The organism is Trichococcus alkaliphilus, assembly GCF_003008695.1.
Classification (GTDB): Bacteria; Bacillota; Bacilli; order Lactobacillales; family Aerococcaceae; genus Trichococcus; species Trichococcus alkaliphilus.
On sequence record NZ_PXZT01000011.1, the window covers coordinates 1 to 21,560 of the forward strand.

The 21,560-nt window shown below is 48.1% G+C and carries 24 protein-coding genes and 2 riboswitches; of the genes, 22 read left to right on the forward strand and 2 right to left on the reverse strand.

Annotation, left to right across the window (positions count from 1 at the left end; all coding sequences use genetic code 11):
• Positions 1-214: 214 nt before the first annotated feature.
• The 15 genes from C7R73_RS09470 to dhaM all read left to right on the forward strand — a co-directional run bounded on the left by C7R73_RS09470 (position 215) and on the right by dhaM (position 11,086).
• Complete coding sequence (locus C7R73_RS09470) at positions 215-553, forward strand: winged helix-turn-helix transcriptional regulator (RefSeq protein ID WP_106450285.1); 339 nt, start codon at positions 215-217, stop codon at positions 551-553.
• A gap of 399 nt (positions 554-952) precedes the next feature.
• Positions 953-1,243, forward strand: coding sequence for a hypothetical protein (locus tag C7R73_RS09475; RefSeq protein ID WP_143148215.1), 291 nt, complete (start codon positions 953-955; stop codon positions 1,241-1,243).
• A 13-nt stretch (positions 1,244-1,256) separates the two neighbouring features.
• Entirely contained in the window at positions 1,257-1,886 is a 630-nt protein-coding gene (locus tag C7R73_RS09480) for an ABC transporter permease (RefSeq protein WP_106450286.1), read from the forward strand.
• Positions 1,887-2,795, forward strand: coding sequence for a glycine betaine ABC transporter substrate-binding protein (locus C7R73_RS09485; RefSeq protein ID WP_106450287.1), 909 nt, complete (start codon positions 1,887-1,889; stop codon positions 2,793-2,795).
• A gap of 17 nt (positions 2,796-2,812) precedes the next feature.
• The gene (locus tag C7R73_RS09490) at positions 2,813-3,586 is read left to right on the forward strand and encodes an ABC transporter ATP-binding protein (protein WP_106450288.1); all 774 of its coding nucleotides are present in this window, start codon (positions 2,813-2,815) and stop codon (positions 3,584-3,586) included.
• The gene (locus tag C7R73_RS09495; protein ID WP_106450289.1) at positions 3,583-4,206 is read left to right on the forward strand and encodes an ABC transporter permease; all 624 of its coding nucleotides are present in this window, start codon (positions 3,583-3,585) and stop codon (positions 4,204-4,206) included. The genes C7R73_RS09490 and C7R73_RS09495 overlap by 4 nt, the downstream gene beginning before the upstream one ends.
• A 21-nt stretch (positions 4,207-4,227) precedes the next feature.
• Positions 4,228-5,103, forward strand: coding sequence for a DUF5131 family protein (locus C7R73_RS09500; RefSeq protein WP_106450290.1), 876 nt, complete (start codon positions 4,228-4,230; stop codon positions 5,101-5,103).
• 24 nt (positions 5,104-5,127) lie between these two features.
• Positions 5,128-6,111 carry a zinc-binding dehydrogenase gene (locus C7R73_RS09505; RefSeq protein WP_106450291.1) on the forward strand — a complete coding sequence of 328 codons (984 nt, stop codon included), beginning with the start codon at positions 5,128-5,130 and terminating at the stop codon, positions 6,109-6,111.
• Between the two features lie 36 nt (positions 6,112-6,147).
• Positions 6,148-6,250, forward strand: a riboswitch (TPP riboswitch).
• 63 nt (positions 6,251-6,313) lie between these two features.
• Positions 6,314-6,415: riboswitch (TPP riboswitch) on the forward strand.
• 129 nt (positions 6,416-6,544) lie between these two features.
• The gene (gene thiW / locus C7R73_RS09510) at positions 6,545-7,036 is read left to right on the forward strand and encodes an energy coupling factor transporter S component ThiW (protein ID WP_106450292.1); all 492 of its coding nucleotides are present in this window, start codon (positions 6,545-6,547) and stop codon (positions 7,034-7,036) included.
• Positions 7,037-7,047: 11 nt separating this feature from the next.
• A complete protein-coding gene (locus tag C7R73_RS09515; RefSeq protein ID WP_106450293.1) occupies positions 7,048-7,257 on the forward strand; it encodes a hypothetical protein in 210 nt (69 codons plus the stop codon).
• Entirely contained in the window at positions 7,254-8,066 is an 813-nt protein-coding gene (locus tag C7R73_RS09520) for a MurR/RpiR family transcriptional regulator (protein WP_106450294.1), read from the forward strand. The genes C7R73_RS09515 and C7R73_RS09520 overlap by 4 nt, the downstream gene beginning before the upstream one ends.
• A 74-nt stretch (positions 8,067-8,140) precedes the next feature.
• A complete protein-coding gene (gene nagA / locus C7R73_RS09525) occupies positions 8,141-9,286 on the forward strand; it encodes an N-acetylglucosamine-6-phosphate deacetylase (protein WP_106450295.1) in 1,146 nt (381 codons plus the stop codon).
• Between the two features lie 10 nt (positions 9,287-9,296).
• Positions 9,297-10,004 carry a glucosamine-6-phosphate deaminase gene (nagB, locus tag C7R73_RS09530; protein ID WP_106450296.1) on the forward strand — a complete coding sequence of 236 codons (708 nt, stop codon included), beginning with the start codon at positions 9,297-9,299 and terminating at the stop codon, positions 10,002-10,004.
• Between the two features lie 127 nt (positions 10,005-10,131).
• Complete coding sequence (dhaL, locus tag C7R73_RS09535; protein WP_106450376.1) at positions 10,132-10,719, forward strand: dihydroxyacetone kinase subunit DhaL; 588 nt, start codon at positions 10,132-10,134, stop codon at positions 10,717-10,719.
• Positions 10,709-11,086: a dihydroxyacetone kinase phosphoryl donor subunit DhaM gene (dhaM, locus tag C7R73_RS09540; protein WP_192875258.1), complete on the forward strand. Its 378-nt coding sequence runs from the start codon at positions 10,709-10,711 to the stop codon at positions 11,084-11,086. The genes dhaL and dhaM overlap by 11 nt, the downstream gene beginning before the upstream one ends.
• A 247-nt stretch (positions 11,087-11,333) precedes the next feature.
• Here dhaM and C7R73_RS09545 read toward each other — a convergent pair whose 3' ends face one another.
• Positions 11,334-12,110, reverse strand: coding sequence for an IclR family transcriptional regulator (locus C7R73_RS09545; RefSeq protein ID WP_161525921.1), 777 nt, complete (start codon positions 12,108-12,110; stop codon positions 11,334-11,336).
• Between the two features lie 192 nt (positions 12,111-12,302).
• On the opposite strand from C7R73_RS09545, the gene C7R73_RS09550 reads away from it, so the two are divergent.
• From C7R73_RS09550 to C7R73_RS09565, 4 genes are all read left to right on the forward strand, one after another.
• On the forward strand, positions 12,303-13,970 hold the full coding sequence (locus C7R73_RS09550; RefSeq protein WP_106450298.1) for a thiamine pyrophosphate-dependent enzyme: 1,668 nt from the start codon (positions 12,303-12,305) through the stop codon (positions 13,968-13,970).
• Between the two features lie 114 nt (positions 13,971-14,084).
• Positions 14,085-14,996, forward strand: a complete 912-nt coding sequence (locus tag C7R73_RS09555; protein WP_106450299.1) for a sugar phosphate isomerase/epimerase family protein — start codon at positions 14,085-14,087, stop codon at positions 14,994-14,996.
• Positions 14,997-15,013: 17 nt separating this feature from the next.
• Positions 15,014-15,970 (forward strand): D-2-hydroxyacid dehydrogenase, encoded by a 957-nt coding sequence (locus C7R73_RS09560; protein WP_106450300.1) that lies wholly within the window; start codon positions 15,014-15,016, stop codon positions 15,968-15,970.
• A 37-nt stretch (positions 15,971-16,007) separates the two neighbouring features.
• Complete coding sequence (locus C7R73_RS09565) at positions 16,008-17,264, forward strand: glycerate kinase type-2 family protein (RefSeq protein ID WP_106450301.1); 1,257 nt, start codon at positions 16,008-16,010, stop codon at positions 17,262-17,264.
• 64 nt (positions 17,265-17,328) lie between these two features.
• Here C7R73_RS09565 and C7R73_RS09570 read toward each other — a convergent pair whose 3' ends face one another.
• A complete protein-coding gene (locus C7R73_RS09570; RefSeq protein WP_153060386.1) occupies positions 17,329-18,201 on the reverse strand; it encodes an alpha/beta hydrolase in 873 nt (290 codons plus the stop codon).
• 168 nt (positions 18,202-18,369) lie between these two features.
• Here C7R73_RS09570 and allC point away from each other — a divergent pair, with 168 nt between their 5' ends.
• From allC to allD, 3 genes are read left to right on the forward strand one after another with little or no spacing between them, the layout of a single operon-like run.
• Entirely contained in the window at positions 18,370-19,596 is a 1,227-nt protein-coding gene (allC, locus tag C7R73_RS09575) for an allantoate deiminase (protein WP_106450303.1), read from the forward strand.
• Between the two features lie 31 nt (positions 19,597-19,627).
• Entirely contained in the window at positions 19,628-20,413 is a 786-nt protein-coding gene (gene allE, locus C7R73_RS09580; RefSeq protein WP_106450304.1) for a (S)-ureidoglycine aminohydrolase, read from the forward strand.
• An 18-nt stretch (positions 20,414-20,431) separates the two neighbouring features.
• Complete coding sequence (gene allD, locus C7R73_RS09585; protein WP_192875259.1) at positions 20,432-21,517, forward strand: ureidoglycolate dehydrogenase; 1,086 nt, start codon at positions 20,432-20,434, stop codon at positions 21,515-21,517.
• Positions 21,518-21,560 lie beyond the last annotated feature (43 nt).

Consider the following 21,560-nt stretch of genomic DNA (forward strand, 5'->3'; position numbering starts at 1 on the left):
CAAAATCCAGTGCCCGCAAGGGCGTGCCGGTTCGACCCCGGCCGCCGGTATCCCACAAAACAGGCTCCCAACGATGACAGCATCGTTGGGAGCCTGTTTTTTTTTTTGCATAGTTACACACGAAACTGAAAGGAATATTTGAAATTGTCTCATTTTAAGTATATAATTCGTTGTAACTTACAAAAAGAAACTTACTATCTATGAGGTGAACAAGATGCTGACCAAAGAAGAATTGCCATTTTGTCCGGTTGCGACAACAGTCGATCTGATCGGAAATAAATGGAAACTGCTGATAATGCGCGAACTTTTGACAGGAACCAAGCGTTTTAATGAGATGCACCGACTGGTTGATGGCATCAGCCAAAAAGTATTGACTGAAAATCTTCGGAAGATGGAGACTGATGGGATCATCAGACGCGAAGTATTTCCAGAAGTTCCACCCCGAGTGGAATATTCATTAACCGATCTGGGTGACTCCCTAAGACCGATCATCAACAGCATGAGTGATTGGGGAACGGATTATATCAAAAATAATCTCTTGGAACAAAAATAAGCCAGCATAGAAAGTAGGAAAGCGGGTTGCGAATCCGTTCTTTTCTATGATCCGATACGGGTGCCAAAAGTTGTATCATTTTCATACTCCCTTTTGAAGCGTTATAATGCTTCAAAAGGGAGTTTTTTTTACAATCGTTTGTTGTAGGTATCATTGTAGCTGTAGCTTACAAAAAGGTAAGTACCTGATAAAAAAGTGCGTACTTTTGTAAGGGCATCTTTAAAGATATAGTAAGAGTATGGGAATCCATCCATAAGTATGGAAAGGGAGAAACATCAGTGAGGTGTTAAGCAAGTCAGACACGCACGAAGGCCCATCATGATGATATTGCTTGTGCGAAGAAGCTGGCTCAGCGAGAATTTTCGGTGCGCGTGTGTTGAAGGAGGCGGAATGCAGGTCATGATAGATCCTTTATTGGTATTTACAACAATCTTTGATACTGACATTAAGATTGCCATTATGTACCTGTTCCTTTACTACCCGACCATGAGCTGCAATGATATCGTCCGCTTGACTGGCGAGAAAAAAGAAAATGTGGCCAGCAGTCTGTGGCGACTGCAAGTGGACACGATTGTGGTCAATCAGATGGAAGGGGACAGGCAGTGCTATTATTCCTTGACGAGCAGCGGCACCGCCAGCTTGAAGATATTTAGCGAGGCGGCAAACGTTTCGGATCAATGTTTGAAGTGAAAGGAGGGCCAACATGCTAATTGATGACATACTGCAATACTTTCAAGAGAATTTTAGTCAATATTTGATTTACGTTTATCAGCACCTTGGATTGAGTATCCAAGCGATCGGCATTTCATGTCTGATTGGCATTCCACTGGGATACATCAGCCACAAGCACCGGAAGCTCAGTCAGATGATCACCCTCAGTTCTCAAGCCTTGCGGATCATCCCCAGTTTGGCGGTCCTCTTTTTATTGATCTCCTTCATAGGCGTCGGAAGGGCTCCAGCGTTGATCGCATTGGTGTTGTTGGGAATTCCGCCGATTTTGGTCAATACAACGGTCGGATTCCTGGAAGTTTCTGCTGTGATGATCGAAACGGGAAAGGGTTTGGGGATGACCGATTGGGAGCTCTTGAAAAGGGTGAAGATTCCGCTGGCTTTTCCTTTTGTGATGACCGGTGTGAAGCTGGCGTTGGTGGAAATCATATCGAGTGCGACGTTGGCTACATACATCGGGGCTGGCGGTTTGGGAACATTGATTTTTACAGGATTGGGTTTGAACAGGATGGATCTGCTTCTCATTGGAGGGGTATCGGTAGCGATGATTGCCTTCACGACAAGCATCTTTCTTGATTACATAATTAAAAGGAGCGTAAATTAAATGAAAAGAAAAAATATCATCACTACGATTGCAATGTTGGCCGTAACACTTATAGTCTCAGGTTGTTCAGGCCTGACTGGCGGAAGCGATAGCAGCACGGAAGATACAGTCATCCGAGTGGGCTCCAAGGATTTCACTGAAAACTTGGTGGTTTCGGAAATTTATGCGTTGGCTCTGGAAGATGCCGGTTATGAAGTTGAAAGGATCCCGAATATCGCCAGTTCGGTCGTCCACACATCGATCACCAATGATGAAATTGATCTTTATCCGGAGTACACAGGTACAGGTCTGTTGGTAATATTGGAAATGGAGATGGAAACCGACCCTCAGAAAGTCTATGATACAATCAAAGCAGAATACGCAGAGCAGTTTGATCTGACTTGGTTGGATTATGCGGAAGCCAATGACAGCGCGGGGCTGGTCATCAAAACGAGCGTAGCCGAAAAATACGGCATTGAGACCGTTTCTGATCTGCAGGAGCATGCAACTGAGCTGCGTTTTGCTTCCCAAGGTGAATTCGATCAGCGGGAAGATGGCCTGCCTGGCTTGACAAAAGCTTACGGTGAATTCAACTGGAAGAGCTCGACAGTCTACGACAACAGTTTGAAATATGAAGTTTTGAAAAACGATGAAGCCGATGTCGCTCCGGCCTATACGACAGAAGGACAACTGACCAATAAAGAGGAATTCACTGTTTTGGTGGATGACAAGAATTTCTGGCCACCGTACAACTTGGCTCCAGTAGTCCGGAATGAAGTGCTGGAAGAGAATCCTGAGATTGCAGAAATTTTGAATAACATCAGCAGCACGTTGGATACGGAAACGGTGACCGGATTGAATGCCAAAGTGGATGTCGATGGAGACGAGTATGAAGCAGTAGCGAAAGAGTACTTTGATTCGATAAAATAAGGAGGCGTTGAGGCCGCATGGAGCAAACCGCGATAGAATTCAAAAATGTGACGAAGCTCTACGGGGAAGGGGGCACGAAGGCAGTCGATGATATCTCTTTTGAGATTAAGGAAGGCGAGTTCATCACTGTCCTGGGCTCTTCAGGCTCCGGCAAAACGACGACTTTAAAAATGATTAACCGCTTGATCCGTGAAGATACAGGAAACATAACCTTCTTCGGGGAGGACATCAGCGGAATGAACGAAGTGGATCTTAGGCGGAAAATCGGTTATGTCGTCCAACAAATCGGCCTGTTTCCGCATATGACTGTTGCCCAAAATATCGCGACAGTACCGGAACTGCTGAAGTGGGACAAGAAGGAGATCCAAGCCCGCATCAAAGAATTGTTGGAGCTTGTTCAACTTGATCCTGAAGTGTTTGCCGACAGAAAGCCGAAACAATTATCCGGCGGGCAGCAACAGCGCGTGGGCGTTGCGAGGGCCCTTGCTGCCAATCCGAAAGTGATGCTGTTGGATGAACCGTTTGGAGCGGTCGATGCGATTACACGCCTGCAACTGCAGAATGAACTGCAAAAGATCCATAAAGAATTAGGCGACAAAACTTTTGTGCTAGTCACCCATGACATCAATGAGGCGTTCAAGCTGGGGACGAGAGTGCTGATAATGGACAAAGGCAAGATTTGTCAATTTGATACGCCGCGGGAAATCATGCGAAATCCGAAAACGGAGTTTGTTGCGGATTTGATTGCCACCGTAAAGGAACAAGAGGCATTTTGGAGTGAGTTGAAATGATTGCATACTGGAATACTTACCATGAAAAATTGCTTACCGCCACGATGCAGCACATCGAATTAGTGGGGACGACGCTGACGATTGCCATCCTCATCGCAAGTGGCATAATCTTGGCCTGCATGCATCAGGAACGCGTGATGAACGGTTTGATCTACTTGACCTCTTTGCTTTATTCAATCCCGAGTCTTGCTCTATTTGCTATCTTGATTCCGTTGACGGGACTGGGAAGGAACACGGCCATCATCGTTTTGGTGATTTATTGCCAATATGTCCTGTTGCGCAGTTTTTCTGCAGGAATCAGGGAAATCGATCCGACAATCATCGAAGCCGCTGTCGGGATGGGCATGACGAGGAATCAAATGTTCAGGAAAATCCAGCTTCCGTTGGCAATGTCATCCATCATCGCAGGGATACGAATCGCCGCGACCTCCACAATCGGCATCGCAACCATCGCCGCAACGATCAATGCCGGCGGGTTGGGAACCGTCCTTTTCGATGGCTTGCGGACATTCAGCGTCGTAAAACTTTTGTGGGGCACTGTGCTGTCGATGTTGTTGTGTCTGCTTGTCAATGTCGTCTTGTACTTTCTTGAGAATGCATTGCGGCGGAGATACGCTTGATTTTTTCAAAGGAGTGATCGCTTGAGTGATATCTGGAACCCATGGCACGGCTGCAAAAAGGTCAGCCCGGGATGCCAAAATTGTTATATGTTTCATTTGGACAGTCAACGAGGGAAAGATGGCGCGCATATTTATAAAGTCCAAAGCAGCTTCGATCGGCCGCTGAAAAGGAACCGGCGCGGCGACTACGTCATACCGCCCGGTTCCACGATACGCGTCTGCATGACTTCGGACTTCTTTCTTGAGGAAGCGGACGAGTGGCGCGGCGAAGTCTGGAAGATGATCGAGAAGCGGTCGGACGTGCTGTTCTACTTGCTGACGAAACGGATCGAACGCGTGAAGGATTGTCTGCCTGGAAATTGGGGAGACGGTTGGGAAAACGTATGGATGAATGTCTCTGCCGAAAACCAAAAGATGGCCGACAGGCGGATTCCGGTACTTCTGGATCTGCCTTTCAAACACAGAGGCATCATGGCCGCACCGCTGATCGGTGAAATCGACTTGACGCAGCATTTGTCTTCCGGAAAAATCGAACGCGTCATCGTCGGCGGGGAAAACTATGATGGGGCAAGGGAATGCCATTTTGAATGGGTGCAGAGGATGCATCAAGACTGCGTGGAGCAGCATGTGAATTTCGAATTCATCGAAACCGGTAATCATTTCGTGAAGAACGGACGGAAGTATGAAATTTTGGACAAAAGAAAGCAGCAAGAGCAAGCAAAGAAATCCGGACTGTTTTATGAAGGGCGTGCGGTTTCGGTTCACCTGACGGAAGTTGCCCAAGGCGAATCGGTGCCGCTTTTTCAAACCGATGCCGTGACTTTGTGCGATTCCTGTGCCTACAAGAAATTTTGCGGTACACAATCCGGTAGACCGAGCTGCATGCTGTCGTTGTGAAAAATTAAGACAGAGGGTGGAGAAATGAAGGCAGTCGTAGTGCACGAAGCGGGTGGCCCGGAAAAACTGGTGCATCAGGAAGTTCCTCTTCCGGAAATACGGGAAGGCTGGTCGCTCGTGAAGGTCATGGGATTCGGCATCAACCATTCGGAAATCTTTACGCGGGAGGGGAAATCCCCTTCGGTCACGTTTCCCCGCATTTTAGGGATTGAATGTGTAGGGATAGTGGAACGGACGAGCGACGAAGGAAAATTGCCGCTCGGTCAAAAAGTGGTGTCGATCATGGGTGAGATGGGGAGAGCCTTCGACGGGAGCTATGCGGAATATGCCCTGCTGCCGAATGCCCAAATCTACCCTGTCCATACCGATCTGCCATGGCTCCAACTGGCTACCATTCCGGAAACCTACTATACGGCTTTCGGTTCCATGAAGAATCTGCGGATCCAAACATCCGATCAAATTTTGGTTCGGGGGGCAACGAGCGGTGTGGGGGTTGCCTTTGCCAAGTTGGTCAGGGCACAATTCCCGGATATCAGGATTTACGGGAGCACGCGGAAAGCCGACAAAGGTCAGCGACTGAAGGAAGCCGGCTTCACCGACTACATCGAAGACCGCAACGGCGTGTTGGAAACGGAAGAGACTTTCGACAAGATTCTGGAATTGATCGGGCCTGTGACGCTCAAGAACAGCCTTTCCCATATCCGAGAAGCCGGCATTGTCTGCAGCACCGGCCAACTGGGCGGGAAATGGTTCCTGGAGGATTTCGATCCCATTATGGAATTGAAGCACAATAGCTATTTGACTACTTTCCATTCAAGTGACGTCTCCGGCGAAAAGCTGAATGAACTGCTGGCTTACATTGAGGGGAAAGGCGTTGCAGTGGAGCCCGAGAAAGTCTTCATGCTCGAACAGGTTGCCCAAGCCCATGCCTTTTTGCAGAGCCAGGACAGTTTCGGGAAAGTCATCGTGCTGGATCCGAGCGCTGCGGGAGAGCAAGCTTCAGAATAGGGTTGCGTTTCCGCAGCTTATTGGTTAGAATTGAGTGAGAAACACTGGGGGTGCGCAACTGCGCTGAGACCGACACTGTCGGAACTCTTTGTACCTGATCTAGTTCATGCTAGCGTAGGGAATGTGGCGTTTGACTATTCGCATAAATAGACATCAAAACGTTGTATTTTCTGATTTTCGCATCAGATTATATAACGTTTTTTAATTTCAGTAGGGGTGCGCGCGAGCGCTGAGACCGACACTGTCGGAACCCTTCAAACCTGATCCAGTTCGCACTGGCGGAGGGAACTGAGTTTGGTCTGGAGTCCGTACGTATATCCAAGACATCTCAGGGGAGGTGTCTTTTTATTTTCATTCAATTCTGGAGGAGGGAAACGGTTCGGAAAGATCAGGCTGCAAAAAGAACAAATCAAACTGAAAAGGGGAAAACATTATGAACACAAAAAAATTAGTCACCACCGCCTTGATCATCGCCATGGGGGTGGTCAGCAACAGCATCTTCGTCATTCCAATCGGCATTGCAAAAGTAGCGCCGGTGCAGCATCTTTTGAACGTATTGACCGCTGTCTGGTTAGGACCGGGGTATGCCGTCCTGCAGGCCTTCAGCGTTTCTTTGCTGCGCAACCTGTTGGGAACAGGGACCGTCTTTGCCTTTCCGGGCAGCATGATCGGGGCAATTTGCGCAGGTCTGTTCTATGCCAGAACGCAAAAAATCGGTTTCGCGGCACTGGGTGAGTGGATAGGCACCGGAATCCTGGGATCGTTGGCGAGTACATTGCTGGCGCAGTTTTTTATGGGCATGGAAGCCGCATTGATGCTCTTCCTGCCGAGCTTCGCGATCAGTTCCGCCATCGGAGCGGGTATGGCTTATTTCATCATCCTGGAAATGGGAAAAAGAAACGTGTTGGACCGGAACAGAATCTGAAGCATCTGCTCATGAAGGAAGCCGCTCTCGGAAGAGGCGGCTTTTTGCTGTCTAAAAGTGACTCCAATAGAAATAACAAAGAAAATAATTTTCATAAAATAGTAATTGAAAAAACTATTTTCATGTGTTATTCTATCAGCGTAGAGGAAAAGGCGAAGTCAAGAAATGCAGAACGCGCTTTTGACGGTTGCGCAAAGCAGGAGGAGGCAACAAGCAAATGACAATCATCAAAGAAATACAGAATCAGTATTCCGCTTTTTCCGCGAACGAGAAAAAAATCGCGGATTACATTCTGCAGAATAAAGCATCCATCAAAAATATGAACATCAAGGATTTGGCAGCGAAGGTGGATACCTCGACTTCCAGCATCACCCGTTTCTGTAAACGCATCAACATCGATGGGTTTGTGGACATGAAGATTGCGCTGCGCTCATTGGCGAGCGGTCATCCTTCGAAAGAAATGCCGACCGTCTATGACGATATTTATGGCTATTATACGCAAGTCATCGATGAAACCAATCAGATGATCGAGGATCAGGCAATCGAAACGGTTGTCGATTGGATCAAAAACGCAAACAAAACAGTCATCTACGGCATCGGCAGTTCCGGGTTCACGGCCGCAGAATTGGCGCAACGCTTGATCCGGATGGGTCTGAATGCAACGGGGGTTACGGATTCCCATCTTATGATCATCAACAGCTCGATCATCAAAGAGGACGAATTGGTGATCGCCATTTCAAATTCGGGAGAGACACCAGAACTGATTGCGTCTTTGGAAATCGCGAAGAAGAAAAAAGCGAAGATCATCGCCCTGACAAGCTTCAAAAATAGTTCGCTGACGAAACTGGCGGATGTCACGTGCTTTGGTTACCACTCGCGTTTCGTCAACAACACGGTATTCGTCAACACGCAGTTCGGGATGATGTACCTGATCGATGTGATTTCGACCTTCTTGGTGCAGGACGAGAACTTCAAATACAACATGGATCTGACGAGAGCAAATGTGCAGGGTTACTCAAAAAAATCGTAATAACGGGATGTGCCGCCTGAATCATGTAAGTGCACAATGAAAATAAAGGTCAGTAACAAAGAGGGGAAACGCAAATGAAAAAAGTGATTATCCATGCGGAAGTGTATACGGGAGAAACCGTCATCGCCGACGGGTATGTCCGGTTCGGAAAAGAAATCAACGCGGTCGGGAACATGTCGGAGTACATTCCCGAACCGGACGAGGAAGTGATCAATGCGGCAGGAAGCAGACTGGTGCCTGGTTTCATTGATGTCCACAGCCATGGAGGCTACGGAGTGGACAATATGGACGGCGACGCGGATGGCATCAACCGGATGATTGCGGCGATGCACCGGGAAGGGATCACCAGTTATTTTCCGACGACGATGACGCAATCTTCCGGAAATATCGAAAAGGCGTTGATCGGCATCCGCAAGGCAGCGGAAAAAAATCCGGTCATCCAAGGCATCCACCTAGAAGGGCCGTTCATTTCCGCAGTATTTAAGGGAGCGCAACCAGAAGAGCACATCAAACTGCCGGATGCAGCCTTGATGCGCAGGTGGCAGGAGTTGAGCGGCGGCTTGATCCGCTTGGTCACCTTTGCTCCGGAGACGAGTGATGCGACTGCCTTCGAAAAGTATTGCCTAGATAGCCGCATCGTGCTTTCAATCGGACATTCGGACGCCCTTCGCAGCCAATTGCAACAATCCAAAGCAACGCACATCACCCATCTCTTCAATGCACAAAGGGGACTCCATCACCGTGAGCCGGGTGTGACCGGACATGCGTTCCTGGAGGAGAATATCTACGCGGAAATGATTGTCGATGGCCTGCATATCAATCCGGAAATGGTGAAGATCGCCTTCAAACAAAAAGGCGCAGACCGCATCGAATTGATTACCGATGCCATGCGTGCCAAAGGGATGGGCGATGGTATCAGTGAATTGGGCGGACAGAAAGTCATCGTCAAAGATGGACAAGCCCGTCTGGAAAGCGGAAATCTGGCAGGAAGCGTGCTGGGATTCCAGGAGGCCTTCAGAAACATCATCGCCTTTACCGGCTGCAGCATCTTGGATGCGGTAAAGATGAGTTCGGTCAATCAGGCCCGCGAATTCGATCTGGTTCGAAAAGGGGGCATTGCTCCTGGAAAGGATGCCGATATGGTACAGCTTTCGGAGTCATTTGCGGTCGAGCGGACAATCAGTTATGGACAGACAGTATACAAAAATAACAGAAAGTAGGTTACAGATCATGGAAATAATCATTAAAGCGACTCCTGAAGAGGCAAGCCGTTGTGCATTCGAAAAAATCAGGAAGCAAATGGAAAACGGGGCGAAAGTGCTTGGGTTGGCAACCGGTAGCACGCCGGTCAGACTGTACAAAATCATGCGGGAAAGCGATCTTGATTTCTCGGGGATGATATCGATCAATCTGGACGAATATATGGGGTTGTCCGAGGACAGTCCGCACAGCTACCATCATTTTATGCATGAGCACCTATTCGATGCAAAACCCTTCAAAAAAAATTATTTGCTGGACGGCTTGGCGGATGAGGAAGAAGAGTGCGCGCAATTCGAAGCCATCATCGCAGCGAATCCGATTGATGTACAGATCCTCGGCATCGGCACGAACGGGCATATCGGTTTCAACGAACCTGGCACATCCTTTGATTCCCGGACCCAGAAAGTGGCGCTATGGCAGTCCACTATCGATTCCAACAAACGTTACTTTGCGGATGAAAAAGATGTCCCACGTTTCGCCTATTCGATGGGAATCCAATCGATTCTCTCGTCAAGACAGATCATCCTGATGGCTTTCGGAAAAGAAAAAGCCGCTGCCGTCAAAGCCGCGTTGGAAGGGCCTGTTACGGAAGATTTGCCGGCGAGTGTTCTGCAGACCCACAAGCATGTGACTGTGATACTGGATGAAGAAGCGGCACAAATGCTTACGAAAAAATAGTGAATCAGACAATCCACAGGCTACTCCCCATGAGTCTCCGGATTGTCGTTTTCGATTAAAACGTTTACAATGGAAGCAGAGGTAGCATGGAAAGCATGTGATCCAGGAATCCAAGGCGGTGATGGAAATGTTGACTGTCGAGACGGCTAGAACATGGTTGAGCCTGTTCGTCGAAAAGTTGGAAACAAACGAGAAGTATCTGAATACGCTGGATGAAGCGATCGGTGACGGTGACCACGGGGCCAATATGCTTCGGGGCGCCAAAGACCTGAAGGCAAAATTAGCGGAGGGGGTTCAGGCAGGGTTGTCAGATCTGTTCAAAATGGCGGGGATGTCTTTCATCCAGAAAACGGGTGGGGCAGCCGGGCTCCTTTATGGGCAAGCCTTTCTGCATATGTCGGAGGCTCTTCAAGAAGATAACGATCTGATGGCCAACCTGACAAGTGGACTTGAAGGAATCCAAACGTTCGGCCCTACGGAACTGAAGGAGAAGACCTTAGTGGATGTTTGGATTCCGGTCATGGAAGACATCCTGAATAAGCGCCTAACGTTGGGAAAAATCAATGAATATGTTATAAGTACGAAGGATTTTCACGCGAAAAAGGGACGCGCTGCTTATGTGTCGGAACAGCTGAATGGCCATATCGATCCAGGAGCTGCCTCATGCGGTTATTTCTTTGAGGCTATGTTGGAAGCGGGGGTGTATGATGAGTGAACAGTACGGTATTTTATTGGTTTCGCATGTTGCGGAGCTCGCTGAAGGGCTAGCCAGATTGCTGAAACCTGTAGCGAAGGACATTACCGTGAAAGCAGTCGGCGGAGTGGAAAACGGCGGAATCGGCACTAGTTTTGATAAAGTCACGGCAGCTCTCGATGAAATGTCAGAGCCTAATATATTGGCCTTTTATGATCTGGGCAGCGCCAAGATGAATCTTGAGTTGGTAAGTGAATCGACCAAAAAAAATCTGATCATTTGCGATGCGGCATTTGTGGAGGGAGCTTATCTGACAGCAGCTTTGTTGCAGGCGGATACGCCCTATGAAAAAATCCGTGAACAGTTGCAGGAATTGTATGTAAAATGAAATATTGAAGCCAAAAGAAACCCATGAGGTTTTCCTTTTCAAAAGGAGAATCTCATGGGTTATTTTTTTTAAAAGAGACTAGATCGCTCAGCAACAGATTTCTAGCTGGAATTCACCATGTTCTTATTAGACGCGTTCTGAATCGCAGATACCACTACCGTTTTGTAATCGGCAGTCGTCCACAAAAGAGGTGAACGGCAATCAATTACTCCAACCTATGGGGAGCAATCGATTTTTCTCACGCTCTTTATTTTGTATAGGCGAGTTTTTTTGAGATTTCTTTCGACATGCGCAGCATGTATTCTTTTATTTTCTCAACTTTTTCATCAGTCATACGGAATACGGGGCCGCTGATGCTGATGGCTGCCACGACTTTTCCGGTGTAATCGATAAGCGGTACCGAAATGCATTTAGCTCCAATCTCGCATTCCTCGTTATCCATCGCCACACCTGTTTCTTGGACAGTTTCCAACTCCTTAAAAAGAGCCTCAGGTGTTGTGAGGGTTTTGGCGGTCAATGCCGGCATTCCTTTTTCTTTCAGGATGTCCTCGATTTCCTTCTCCGTGTAGTTGTGAAGAATATTTTTTCCAACGCTGGTCGCATGTAACGGAGCTCTTTTTCCGATCCGTTGCATCGTCTTCAGCATGTTGTCCGGCCCGTTGATGACATCGATGTAAACCACTTCATGATCTTCTTCGATAGCCAAACAGGAAGATTCCTGGAATTCCTTCGATAGCGCGACCAGATCGTCATGGACCAAGTTACGGATATCATATTGCCCGCTCACCAGGCTGCCCAGTTGGGCCAATTTCAAGGTAAGTGCATATTTGGATGAGTCGGCGTTTTGGTAAACATATCCGAAGGAACTTAGCGTGCTTAAATAACGCAATACGGTGCTGCTGGGTGAATTCACTTGATCAGCGATGTCCTGCAGCCGCATTTCACCGCCTTGAGATACTAGTAATTCGATGATCTGCAATACTTTTTCGACCGATTGATTTTTTTTGACTTTTTTTTCAATCACTTTGTTTTCCCCCTCGTGAAAGGATTTCTCTTGATTGCAGTTTACCATATTCAACCGAATTTCTCAATTTTAATTTCACTAGGAGAAAACAGATTTCAAAAGTTGTTGACAGCGGAAAAAACCTCTGCTAAACTGTGGTTACACAAAAACAAAAACCTATTTCACAGAGTGAAATTAGATGGAGGGAAAGATATGTTAGTAGCAGAAGCGATTGTACAAATTTTGGAAAAAGAAGGAATTGAAGACGTTTTCGGAATCCCAGGCGCTGGCATCAACCCAGTATACAAATATTTGGAGAAATCCGATTCTATCAAACACATGGTCATGAGACACGAAGAAGCATGCACCCACGCAGCAGATGGATATTACCGTTCCAGCGGGAAAATGGCAATGGCTACTTGTACAGCCGGTCCAGGTGCGACGAATTTTATTACTGGAATTTATACTGCGAACATCGATTCCATTCCATTTTTGGCATTGACGGGACAATCCGTAAGATCGCAGTTGAACAAGGACGCTTTCCAGTCTGTCGACATCGTGTCGATCGCTAAACCGATCGCAAAAGGAGCCTGGTGCGTCATGGATCCGAATGAGACCGTTAACATTTTCCGCGAAGGATTCCGGATCGCACGCGAAGGCAAACCAGGCCCGATCCTGATTGACTTGCCGCTGGATGTGCAGATGGCCGAAATCGATTTTGACATCGAAAGCTACATCCCTTACGAAATCGAAAGACCGGCTCCCGAAACAGACAAAATCAAAGAGGCTCTACAATTGATTTCGGAAGCGAAAGCGCCTGTCATGATCATGGGCGGGGGTGTCATCCTTTCCGAAGCAACAAACGAATGCGTTGAGTTGGCTGAAATGCTGCAGTTGCCGGTCATCACAACCTATATGGCGAAAGGCGGCATTCCTGTCAATCATCCATTGAACGCAGGCCATGCCGGTATTCAAGTCGGCGGCCCTCTTGGGAACAAAGTATTGAGCGAAGCGGATGTTGTTTTGGGAATCGGTTGCCGCTTCACGGACCGCCATACTGGGGATATCAAAGTGTATTCGGAAGGCCGTAAATTTATCCACATCGATATCGAACCGAGCCAAATCGGCAAAATCATCCCGGCTGAGATCGGTATCGTAGCCGATGCAAAAATGGCGATCGAAGCGTTAATGGCTGAAGCGAAACAAAGGGGAACATTCGGGGCGAAAGGGCTTGTGTCGGAATTGCCGCAATTGAGCATCGATCTGAAAAGGAAAACCGACTATGACAGCAGACCGATCAAACCACAGCGTGTATTCAAAGAGATGAATGAAGTGTTCGGTGATGAAGTCATGTACACGACCGGTTGCGGATTGACGCAAATCTGGTCAGGGCAACTGCAGGACATCAATCGTCCAAGAAAATACTTGCCATCAGGCGGTGCGGGTACTTTAGGTTTCGATATTCCTGGCGCAATCGGAGCTTCTGTTGGGGCACCGGGAATCAAAACCGTTACTGTTTTGGGTGATTTCGGATTCACATTCATGGTTGAAGAAATCGCTGTTGCGGCGGTCAACAACATTCCGTTGGTTGTTGTCATCGTCAACAATGCCTACTTGGGACTGATTCGCCAAAACCAAAATTATGGCTATGGTTTTGACTACGCTGTCCGCATGGCGGAAAACCAAGGCTTGATGGATTACGTTAAGGTAGCGGAAGGCTTCGGCTGCGAAGCGGAGCGCGTCTTCAATCCGGAGGACATCAAACCAGCCTTGGAACGTGCTTATGCATCGAACACACCTTACGTCATCGATATCGTATGTGAAGAAGCGACAGATTGCTCAATGGGACCTAGCATCACAGCCGTAAGAGAATTCGTATAAATATACACGGGGAAGGGGCAGCACGCTTGTTTGCGAAAAGTCGCAACCGAGAATGTGCTGCCGTCTTTACCGGCAAATAAGCAGTCAAACAAGACAGTAAAGGAAGGGAAAAACATGATAGAACCAATGCATAAATATCTGCAGATCGGACTGATTCATTTTATGGCCTATCCACAGGCGATGAACTGGAAAGATCAAGGGAACGTCGTAGAAACCGTGAAAAAAATAGTTGTGGATGATTACTTTGATGCCATCGAGGTTTCGCATATCGAGAAGGATGAAGACCGCGCCGCAATCAAAAAAATGCTGGATTCCAGCCACATGAAAGTCTGCTACGGGGCGCAGCCGAGATTATTGACGGCTGGATTGAACCCGAATGCCATCGATGAGACGGAACGGCTGAAGGCGGAAGCCATTCTGATCGATTCGATCGATGAAGCGGAATACCTCGGTGCAAAAGGGATCGCGTTCCTTTCCGGTAAATATGAGGAGGCTTCGAAGGAAGAAGCTTTCCGTCAATTGGTCAAGACGACAAAAACTATCTGCGAATACGCGGCCAAGAAGGACATGACCATCACGTTGGAAGTCTTTGATTACGATCTCGATAAGAAATCACTAATCGGTCCGGCACCTTATGCTGCAACATTTGCCGCCGAAATGCGCAGTCTGGTGGAAAATTTCGGGCTGATGATGGATCTGTCCCATATTCCGCAAACACACGAGACATCAAAATATGCTATCCAAGTCACTAAGCCTTATATCACACATCTGCATATGGGCAACGGCGTCGTGAAAGAGGGCGCAGAGGCATTCGGGGATACGCATCCACGCTTCGGGTTCCCGAACAGCGTAAATGATGTTCCGGAATTATTGGACTTTTTAAGGGTCCTGCAAGCAGAGGGATTCTTTGACAGTGTCAATCCGCCAGTGCTATCCTTCGAAGTGAAGCCATGGCAAGATGAAGATCCTGATATCGTCATCGCAAACGCCAAACGGACATTGAATCGTGCCTGGAGCCTGTTATGACACAAGGAGGAAATGAAATGAAGATAGTTGTATTGGATGGCTATACGTTGAACCCGGGAGATCTCTCCTGGGAACGTCTGGAAAAATTAGGGGAATGCGCCATCTACGATCGCACTCCTAAAGATGAAGTCATCTCACGGATCGGGGATGCTTCGATCGTATTCACAAACAAAACACCTTTGACGGCTGAAATTTTCGCTGCTTGCCCGAATATCCGCTATGTCGGCGTTTTGGCGACGGGCTATAATGTCGTGGATACTGCAGCGGCCAAAGAGCTGGGCATCACCGTCACGAATATTCCGACTTATGGGACTGCATCAGTTGCTCAATTCACTTTCGCCTTGCTGTTGGAAGTGTGCCACCATGTAGGCGAGCACGACAAAGCGGTCAAGCAAGGCCGTTGGCAGGAGTCAGGGGATTTTTGCTTCTGGGATTATCCGCTGATCGAATTGGCCGGCAAGAAGATGGGCATCATAGGCTTCGGCCGGATCGGCCAGGCTGTGGCAAAAATTGCGATCGCATTCGGGATGGACGTGCTGGCATACGACCGCTTTGCCGATAAGGGCTTGGAGAACGAGCATACAAAACTCGTCGAGTTGGACGAGCTATTGGAGAACGCCGATGTTGTTTCCTTGCATTGCCCGCTATTCCCGGAAACCGAGGGGATTATAAACGCTGCCGCATTGGCAAAAATGAAGCCAAGCGCCATTTTGATCAACACGTCCCGCGGTCCGTTGATCGTCGAAGCGGATTTGGCTGCTGCATTGAATGAAGGTAAGCTGCACGGTGCGGCAGTGGATGTCGTTTCGACAGAACCCGTAACGGAAGAAAACCCATTGTTCTCTGCGAAAAATTGCTTGATCACACCGCATATTGCATGGGCGCCGATTGAAGCCAGACAGCGCTTATTGGATATCGCAATCGATAATGCCGAAGCATTTTTGGAAGGGAAGCCAGTGAATAGCGTTTCTTGATGAATTGAATTTGCAATGATTGAAAAGGAGAACAGACATGAAACTGAGAGATGATGCAACATATATCATAAATCAATCGATTCAGGCGGTATTACCGGATAAGGCCGTCACAAATGCCTTGAGTAATATGGATATAGACAGCAACTGCCATATCATCGCGATCGGAAAAGCGGCTTGGCGCATGACAAAGGCGGCGGCGGATTGTCTGGGCGAACAATTCAAAGGCGGGGTGGCCTTGACAAAGTACGGCCATTCCCTCGGCGAAATCGAGCGGGTGACCATTTTTGAAGCCGGACATCCGATACCGGATCAGGCATCAATCGACGCAACAACTGAGGTTCTGCGTTATGTATCCAGGATTCCGCAAGAAGACACGATACTGTTTTTGATTTCCGGAGGGGGGTCAGCACTGTTTGAAAAAACGCGTGATCAGATCAGTTTGGCTGAATTGGAGGATATCAACAAGCAACTTTTGAACAGCGGCGCGAATATCGTCGAAATCAATACGATCCGTAAACATCTCTCGGAAGTAAAAGGGGGCCAATTCGCCCAGCTGTGTTCTCCTCGTCAAATCCAGGCCATCATCCTATCCGATGTTTTGGGCGACCGCTTGGATACGATCGCATCCGGTCCAGCTTACCCAGATTTTTCGACGAGCACAGAGGCGCAGAGGATTGTGGAGAAATACGCTTTGAAATTGTCGGAAAAGGCACGGGAAGCCTTGCAGAGGGAAACACCTAAGTCTTTGGATAACGTAAAGAATACGCTGATCGGGAGTGTGGATATTCTGTGCCGTGAGGCGGTATCCCATGCTCAAGCGTGCGGTTACCATACCTGTCTGTTGTCGACCGCCATCGAAGAGGAAGCTTCTTCGGTAGGGGAACGTCTTGGGCAACTCGCCAGAAAAATTATCTCCGGGCAAGAAGATGCGCAGCTTCCGTGTGCGATTATCGCAGGTGGGGAGCCTGTCGTTACCATCAAAGGAGATGGCTTGGGCGGAAGGAACCAGGAATTAGCGCTGTCCGCGGCTTTTCAAATTTCCGGATTGCCGCAAGTGGTTTTGGCATCGGTCGGATCGGACGGAACGGATGGACCTACGGATGCGGCGGGAGGACTTGTTGATGGCGCCAGCTTAACGCGCATGCGACAAAGCTACGCTGATGTGGAAGGTTTGTTGGCGAATAATGATTCCAATAAAGCCCTTGAAAGCAGCGGGGATCTGATCGTTACGGGTCCTACCGGCACGAATGTGAACGATCTGATTGTTTTGTTGATAGAGAAAGCACCAGCCTAATGGAGTCTAGCATGAAACAGCTAAAGAAGGCTCGGGAAAAATTCCCGGGCCTTCTTTAGCTGTTTCATTTGTCGCACAAAGAATCCAACCAGGGGATCAATTGTTGATAGGTGCGCCGCCCGACAGGCTGTGCCAGATCAGCATCAAAGTCATGCGGCATTCCCAGGACAGGATGTAGGGAAGAGCCGGCTATCAGTTGAGCGGCTTGTTGGGTGAACCGATAGGGAACATCCTGGTCTGCGGTGCTAGCCGTAAGAAAAGTAGGCGGAAGCGACTGCAGATCGGCGTCGGACAGATTGAAGGCCGCTATTTTTGATTTGTCCTCAAGGAACAGCGGAACCCATTTCCCGCTCTGACGGGCATGGAGGTATAACGGAAATCTTTCCGTAACTGCGCCCACTGCAAGCGGCTGCTTCTGGATCAATTTTTTCAGATACGCCGCAGGTACCTTAGGAAATGTGTTGTAGTAGGTGCTGGGCTGATGGAAAGAGGGCTCATCCAGCGAATAGTAGCCATAAAAACTGGCAAGTCCTTTCAGATTGGGGTCCGTCGAGCGGGCTGCCAACAGAAAAGCCAGGTAGGCGCCGGCTGAGCGGCCGAAAAGCACATAATCCGCTGAAACCAAATTGAACAAATCCTTTCCTTCCTCTTTGAACCAAACCAATGCCTGCTGCAGGCACAGCAGGATTTCGGGCAATTGGGCTTCCGGTGCCAAAGGGTAATCGATTGTCAGCAGCGAATATCCAGCATCCGACAGCATCTGCTTATACACATCGGGAAGGTCATCGCGGTCTCCGAATACCAGCCCGCCTCCGTGCAAGTAGAGGAGCGTCAACGGTTTAGGCGAGGCTACAGCAGCAGGATAAAACGCCGCTTGCAGCGGCAAGCCTTCATACACGAAGTAAGTATTGGTTGAAACATCCATTTTTTTCATCATTCCTTTCGCTGATTTCCCTTTCACTTTAGCATAATCGCCTGCATTTAAAATGGTACGATGTGTACATATGGCACAAAAATATATCCGATTTTGTGTATTATGTTAATGATAAGCTATCAAGAAGCGCTTACAATATGAGTATGATATTTCGGAGGAGGAAACGGAAACATGGACTGGTTTAAGACAATTCAAGAAAATATTGATTTATTATCGGGTATCGGCAGCGATCCAACGGGCGGTATGACGCGCTTGCTTTACTCCGATTCTTGGTTGGAAGCTCAGAATGCCGTAAAAAACAAACTGGAAGAAATCGGAATGGAAACACATTTTGATGAAATCGGAAATCTTTTCGGAAGAATGGAAGGTTCGGAATACCCGGATGAAACAATCATGTCCGGTTCGCATATAGACACCGTCATCAATGGGGGCAATCTGGATGGCCAATTCGGTGTGATAGCGGCTTATGTCGCTATGGCTTACTTAAAAGAGACATATGGACAGCCATTGCGATCAATGGAAGTCATCTCGATGGCCGAGGAAGAGGGCAGCCGCTTCCCGACCGTATTCTGGGGAAGCAAAAACTTTGTGAATGAAGCCAAAATCGAGGACGTCGAGGCGATCAGCGATTTTGAAGGCATCCGATTTGTGGATGCGATGCGTCAAGCCGGATTCGACTTTAAGAAGGGTGAACAGAAGCGAAGGGAAGATATCAAGGCTTTCGTGGAACTGCACATCGAACAAGGGAATGTCCTTGAAAACCAGGGGCTGCAAATTGGAGTCGTCAACAGCATTGCCGGTCAACGGCGTTACACCATCATTCTGAAAGGTCAAGCGAACCATGCCGGAACGACACCGATGGGTTACCGCCGCGATGCAGTTTATGCTTTCAGCCGGATTTGTGCTGAGTCGATCGAAAAGGCGAGAGGAATCGGTGATCCGTTGGTGTTGACCTTCGGAAAAGTGGAACCGAAACCGAATACGGTGAATGTGGTGCCGGGAGAAGTTCTGTTCACAATCGACTGCCGTCATACGGACAGCAATGTGCTGATTGATTTCACCCAAAAACTGGAGCAACGCATCAATGAAATTGCGAGTGAAATGGATATCGAGGCAACCATCGACCTTTGGATGGACGAAGCACCCGTTCCGATGGATGCAAACATCGTCTCGATCCTCGAGGAAGCCGCTAAAAAAGCACATATGAAATACCGCGTGATGCACAGTGGAGCCGGACACGATTCCCAAATCATCGCACCGCATTACCCGACTGCCATGATTTTTGTTCCAAGCATCGGGGGCATCAGCCACAATCCGGCTGAAGCAACCAAGCTTGAAGATTTGGTGGAAGGCGTCAAGATGATGGCAAGCGCGCTTTACGAGTTAGCATACAAATAGAAAATATCAAACGGATAGGGTGGATAGAAGGATGGGCTATAAGAACAAGCAAACAGGTTATAGAGACGGACTCTTGGAATCAAGAGCCGTCATAAAAAGAGCAAACTACGCTTTGATCCCACATGATGGATTGGTGAAAAATGTCGTTCCCGGATTTGAAAATTGCGAGGTCACGATTTTGGCTTCGCAAAAACTGGGAGCCAGCTTTGTGGATTACATCATTTCGATGCAGGCCGGCGGCAATAATGTGCAAGGCTTCGGAGCTGAGGGCGTAGAAACCTTTGTTTACGTCGTAGACGGAAAGTTGAGAGTAAGTGATGGAACGGAGAGCCATGAATTGGAGACTGGTGGTTACGCCTACTTGCCGGCTGGCGTGTTGATGCATCTGGAAAACAACCAGGAAGAGGCTACGGAAATCTTCCTTTACAAAAAACGCTATGAACCTTTGGAAGGCCATGAAGCGCGTAAAGTCGTGGGCAACATCAATGACTTAGTTCCTACCGAATATGAAGGGATGAAAGATGTCTTGTTGTGGGATCTGTTGCCGACTGATATTGGTTTTGACATGAATTTCCATATCCTTTCGTTCGAACCGGGCGCTAGCCATGGCTATATCGAAACCCATGTACAGGAACACGGAGCGTACATCTTGTCTGGTCAAGGTATGTACAACTTGGATAATGACTGGATGTCTGTAGAGAAAGGCGATTATATCTTTATGGGCGCATATGTGCCGCAAGCCGCATACGCAGTCGGCAGAGGTGAGCCATTGCGTTACGTCTATTCTAAGGACTGTAACCGCGATCCTAAAATTTGAGGACAAGGAGCATAACAAATGGAAGGCACAGGAATAGAAGTTGAGGCGAAATTAGTTACTGTAATGCCTGATGAACTTCATCGACTGATCAAAAATAAATTAGAGGGAGCAGGACTGCATCCTGAGCAAGCAAATGAGGTCGCCAACCACTTGGTGTTTGCGGATTCTTCAGGAATCCATTCCCATGGTGCCGTACGCGTCGATTACTATGCTGAAAGGATTTCCAAGGGTGGAGTGACCCTTTCACCCGATGTTTCTTTCGAAAAGACAGGAGAAAGCACTGGGATTTTTCATGGCGACAACGGAATCGGTCAGTATGTCGCGAACCTAGGCCTGAAGGAAGCTATTGCCATGGCGAAGGAAGCTGGTGTGGCGGTGGTGGGCATTTCCAGAATGAGCCACAGCGGCGCACTGTCCTATTATGTAAAGCAAGCGGCTGAGCAAGACCTGATTGCGATTGCCATGTGCCAATCCGATCCGATGGTTGTTCCTTTCGGAGGTTCGGAAATCTATTACGGAACAAATCCGATTGCCTTTTCGGCGCCAAGGAAAAATGGTCCGCCGATCGTCTTCGATATGGCAACGACTGTACAGGCTTGGGGGAAAATCCTCGATGCCCGTTCAAAAAATAAAGCCATACCGGACACCTGGGCAGTGGATAAAGATGGGAAACCGACAACAAACCCACATGACGTGCATGGATTGCTGCCTATTTCGGGTCCAAAAGGGTACGGACTGATGATGATGATTGATATTTTATCAGGCGTGCTGTTAGGGCTGCCTTTCGGGAAGCATGTTTCCTCTATGTATGACCAAATTTCTGAAGGACGCAACCTTGGGCAATTATATATCATCATCGATCCAAAAAAATTCACGGATATAGAGAGTTTCAAAGAAAAAATCGAGACGACGGTGGCGGAATTGCATGAAGTCAAACCGGCAGCCGGGTTCAGTCAAGTCTATTATCCAGGCGAAATCAACCAATTGAACTATGAAAAGTACCAGCAACAGGGTATCCCTGTCGAGGAGAGCATTTACGCTTATCTGAAAAGTGATCTGATTCATTTTGACCAATACGGCGGCAAGGGAGCTTTTGCGGAATAAGCATTTGATCGAAGCACACAAAAAGAAACGGGAAACCGGGGAA

Excerpts from the sequence above, each read along its gene's own strand:
- C7R73_RS09470 (WP_106450285.1), top strand. The coding sequence starts at position 215 with ATGCTGACCAAAGAAGAATTGCCATTTTGTCCGGTTGCGACAACAGTC.
- C7R73_RS09475 (WP_143148215.1), top strand. The coding sequence starts at position 953 with ATGATAGATCCTTTATTGGTATTTACAACAATCTTTGATACTGACATT.
- C7R73_RS09480 (WP_106450286.1), top strand. The coding sequence starts at position 1,257 with ATGCTAATTGATGACATACTGCAATACTTTCAAGAGAATTTTAGTCAA.
- C7R73_RS09485 (WP_106450287.1), top strand. The coding sequence starts at position 1,887 with ATGAAAAGAAAAAATATCATCACTACGATTGCAATGTTGGCCGTAACA.
- C7R73_RS09490 (WP_106450288.1), top strand. The coding sequence starts at position 2,813 with ATGGAGCAAACCGCGATAGAATTCAAAAATGTGACGAAGCTCTACGGG.
- C7R73_RS09495 (WP_106450289.1), top strand. The coding sequence starts at position 3,583 with ATGATTGCATACTGGAATACTTACCATGAAAAATTGCTTACCGCCACG.
- C7R73_RS09505 (WP_106450291.1), top strand. The coding sequence starts at position 5,128 with ATGAAGGCAGTCGTAGTGCACGAAGCGGGTGGCCCGGAAAAACTGGTG.
- thiW (WP_106450292.1), top strand. The coding sequence starts at position 6,545 with ATGAACACAAAAAAATTAGTCACCACCGCCTTGATCATCGCCATGGGG.
- C7R73_RS09515 (WP_106450293.1), top strand. The coding sequence starts at position 7,048 with ATGAAGGAAGCCGCTCTCGGAAGAGGCGGCTTTTTGCTGTCTAAAAGT.
- C7R73_RS09520 (WP_106450294.1), top strand. The coding sequence starts at position 7,254 with ATGACAATCATCAAAGAAATACAGAATCAGTATTCCGCTTTTTCCGCG.
- nagA (WP_106450295.1), top strand. The coding sequence starts at position 8,141 with ATGAAAAAAGTGATTATCCATGCGGAAGTGTATACGGGAGAAACCGTC.
- nagB (WP_106450296.1), top strand. The coding sequence starts at position 9,297 with ATGGAAATAATCATTAAAGCGACTCCTGAAGAGGCAAGCCGTTGTGCA.
- dhaL (WP_106450376.1), top strand. The coding sequence starts at position 10,132 with ATGTTGACTGTCGAGACGGCTAGAACATGGTTGAGCCTGTTCGTCGAA.
- dhaM (WP_192875258.1), top strand. The coding sequence starts at position 10,709 with ATGATGAGTGAACAGTACGGTATTTTATTGGTTTCGCATGTTGCGGAG.
- C7R73_RS09550 (WP_106450298.1), top strand. The coding sequence starts at position 12,303 with ATGTTAGTAGCAGAAGCGATTGTACAAATTTTGGAAAAAGAAGGAATT.
- C7R73_RS09555 (WP_106450299.1), top strand. The coding sequence starts at position 14,085 with ATGATAGAACCAATGCATAAATATCTGCAGATCGGACTGATTCATTTT.
- C7R73_RS09560 (WP_106450300.1), top strand. The coding sequence starts at position 15,014 with ATGAAGATAGTTGTATTGGATGGCTATACGTTGAACCCGGGAGATCTC.
- C7R73_RS09565 (WP_106450301.1), top strand. The coding sequence starts at position 16,008 with ATGAAACTGAGAGATGATGCAACATATATCATAAATCAATCGATTCAG.
- C7R73_RS09570 (WP_153060386.1), bottom strand. The coding sequence starts at position 18,201 with ATGATGAAAAAAATGGATGTTTCAACCAATACTTACTTCGTGTATGAA.
- allC (WP_106450303.1), top strand. The coding sequence starts at position 18,370 with ATGGACTGGTTTAAGACAATTCAAGAAAATATTGATTTATTATCGGGT.
- allE (WP_106450304.1), top strand. The coding sequence starts at position 19,628 with ATGGGCTATAAGAACAAGCAAACAGGTTATAGAGACGGACTCTTGGAA.
- allD (WP_192875259.1), top strand. The coding sequence starts at position 20,432 with ATGGAAGGCACAGGAATAGAAGTTGAGGCGAAATTAGTTACTGTAATG.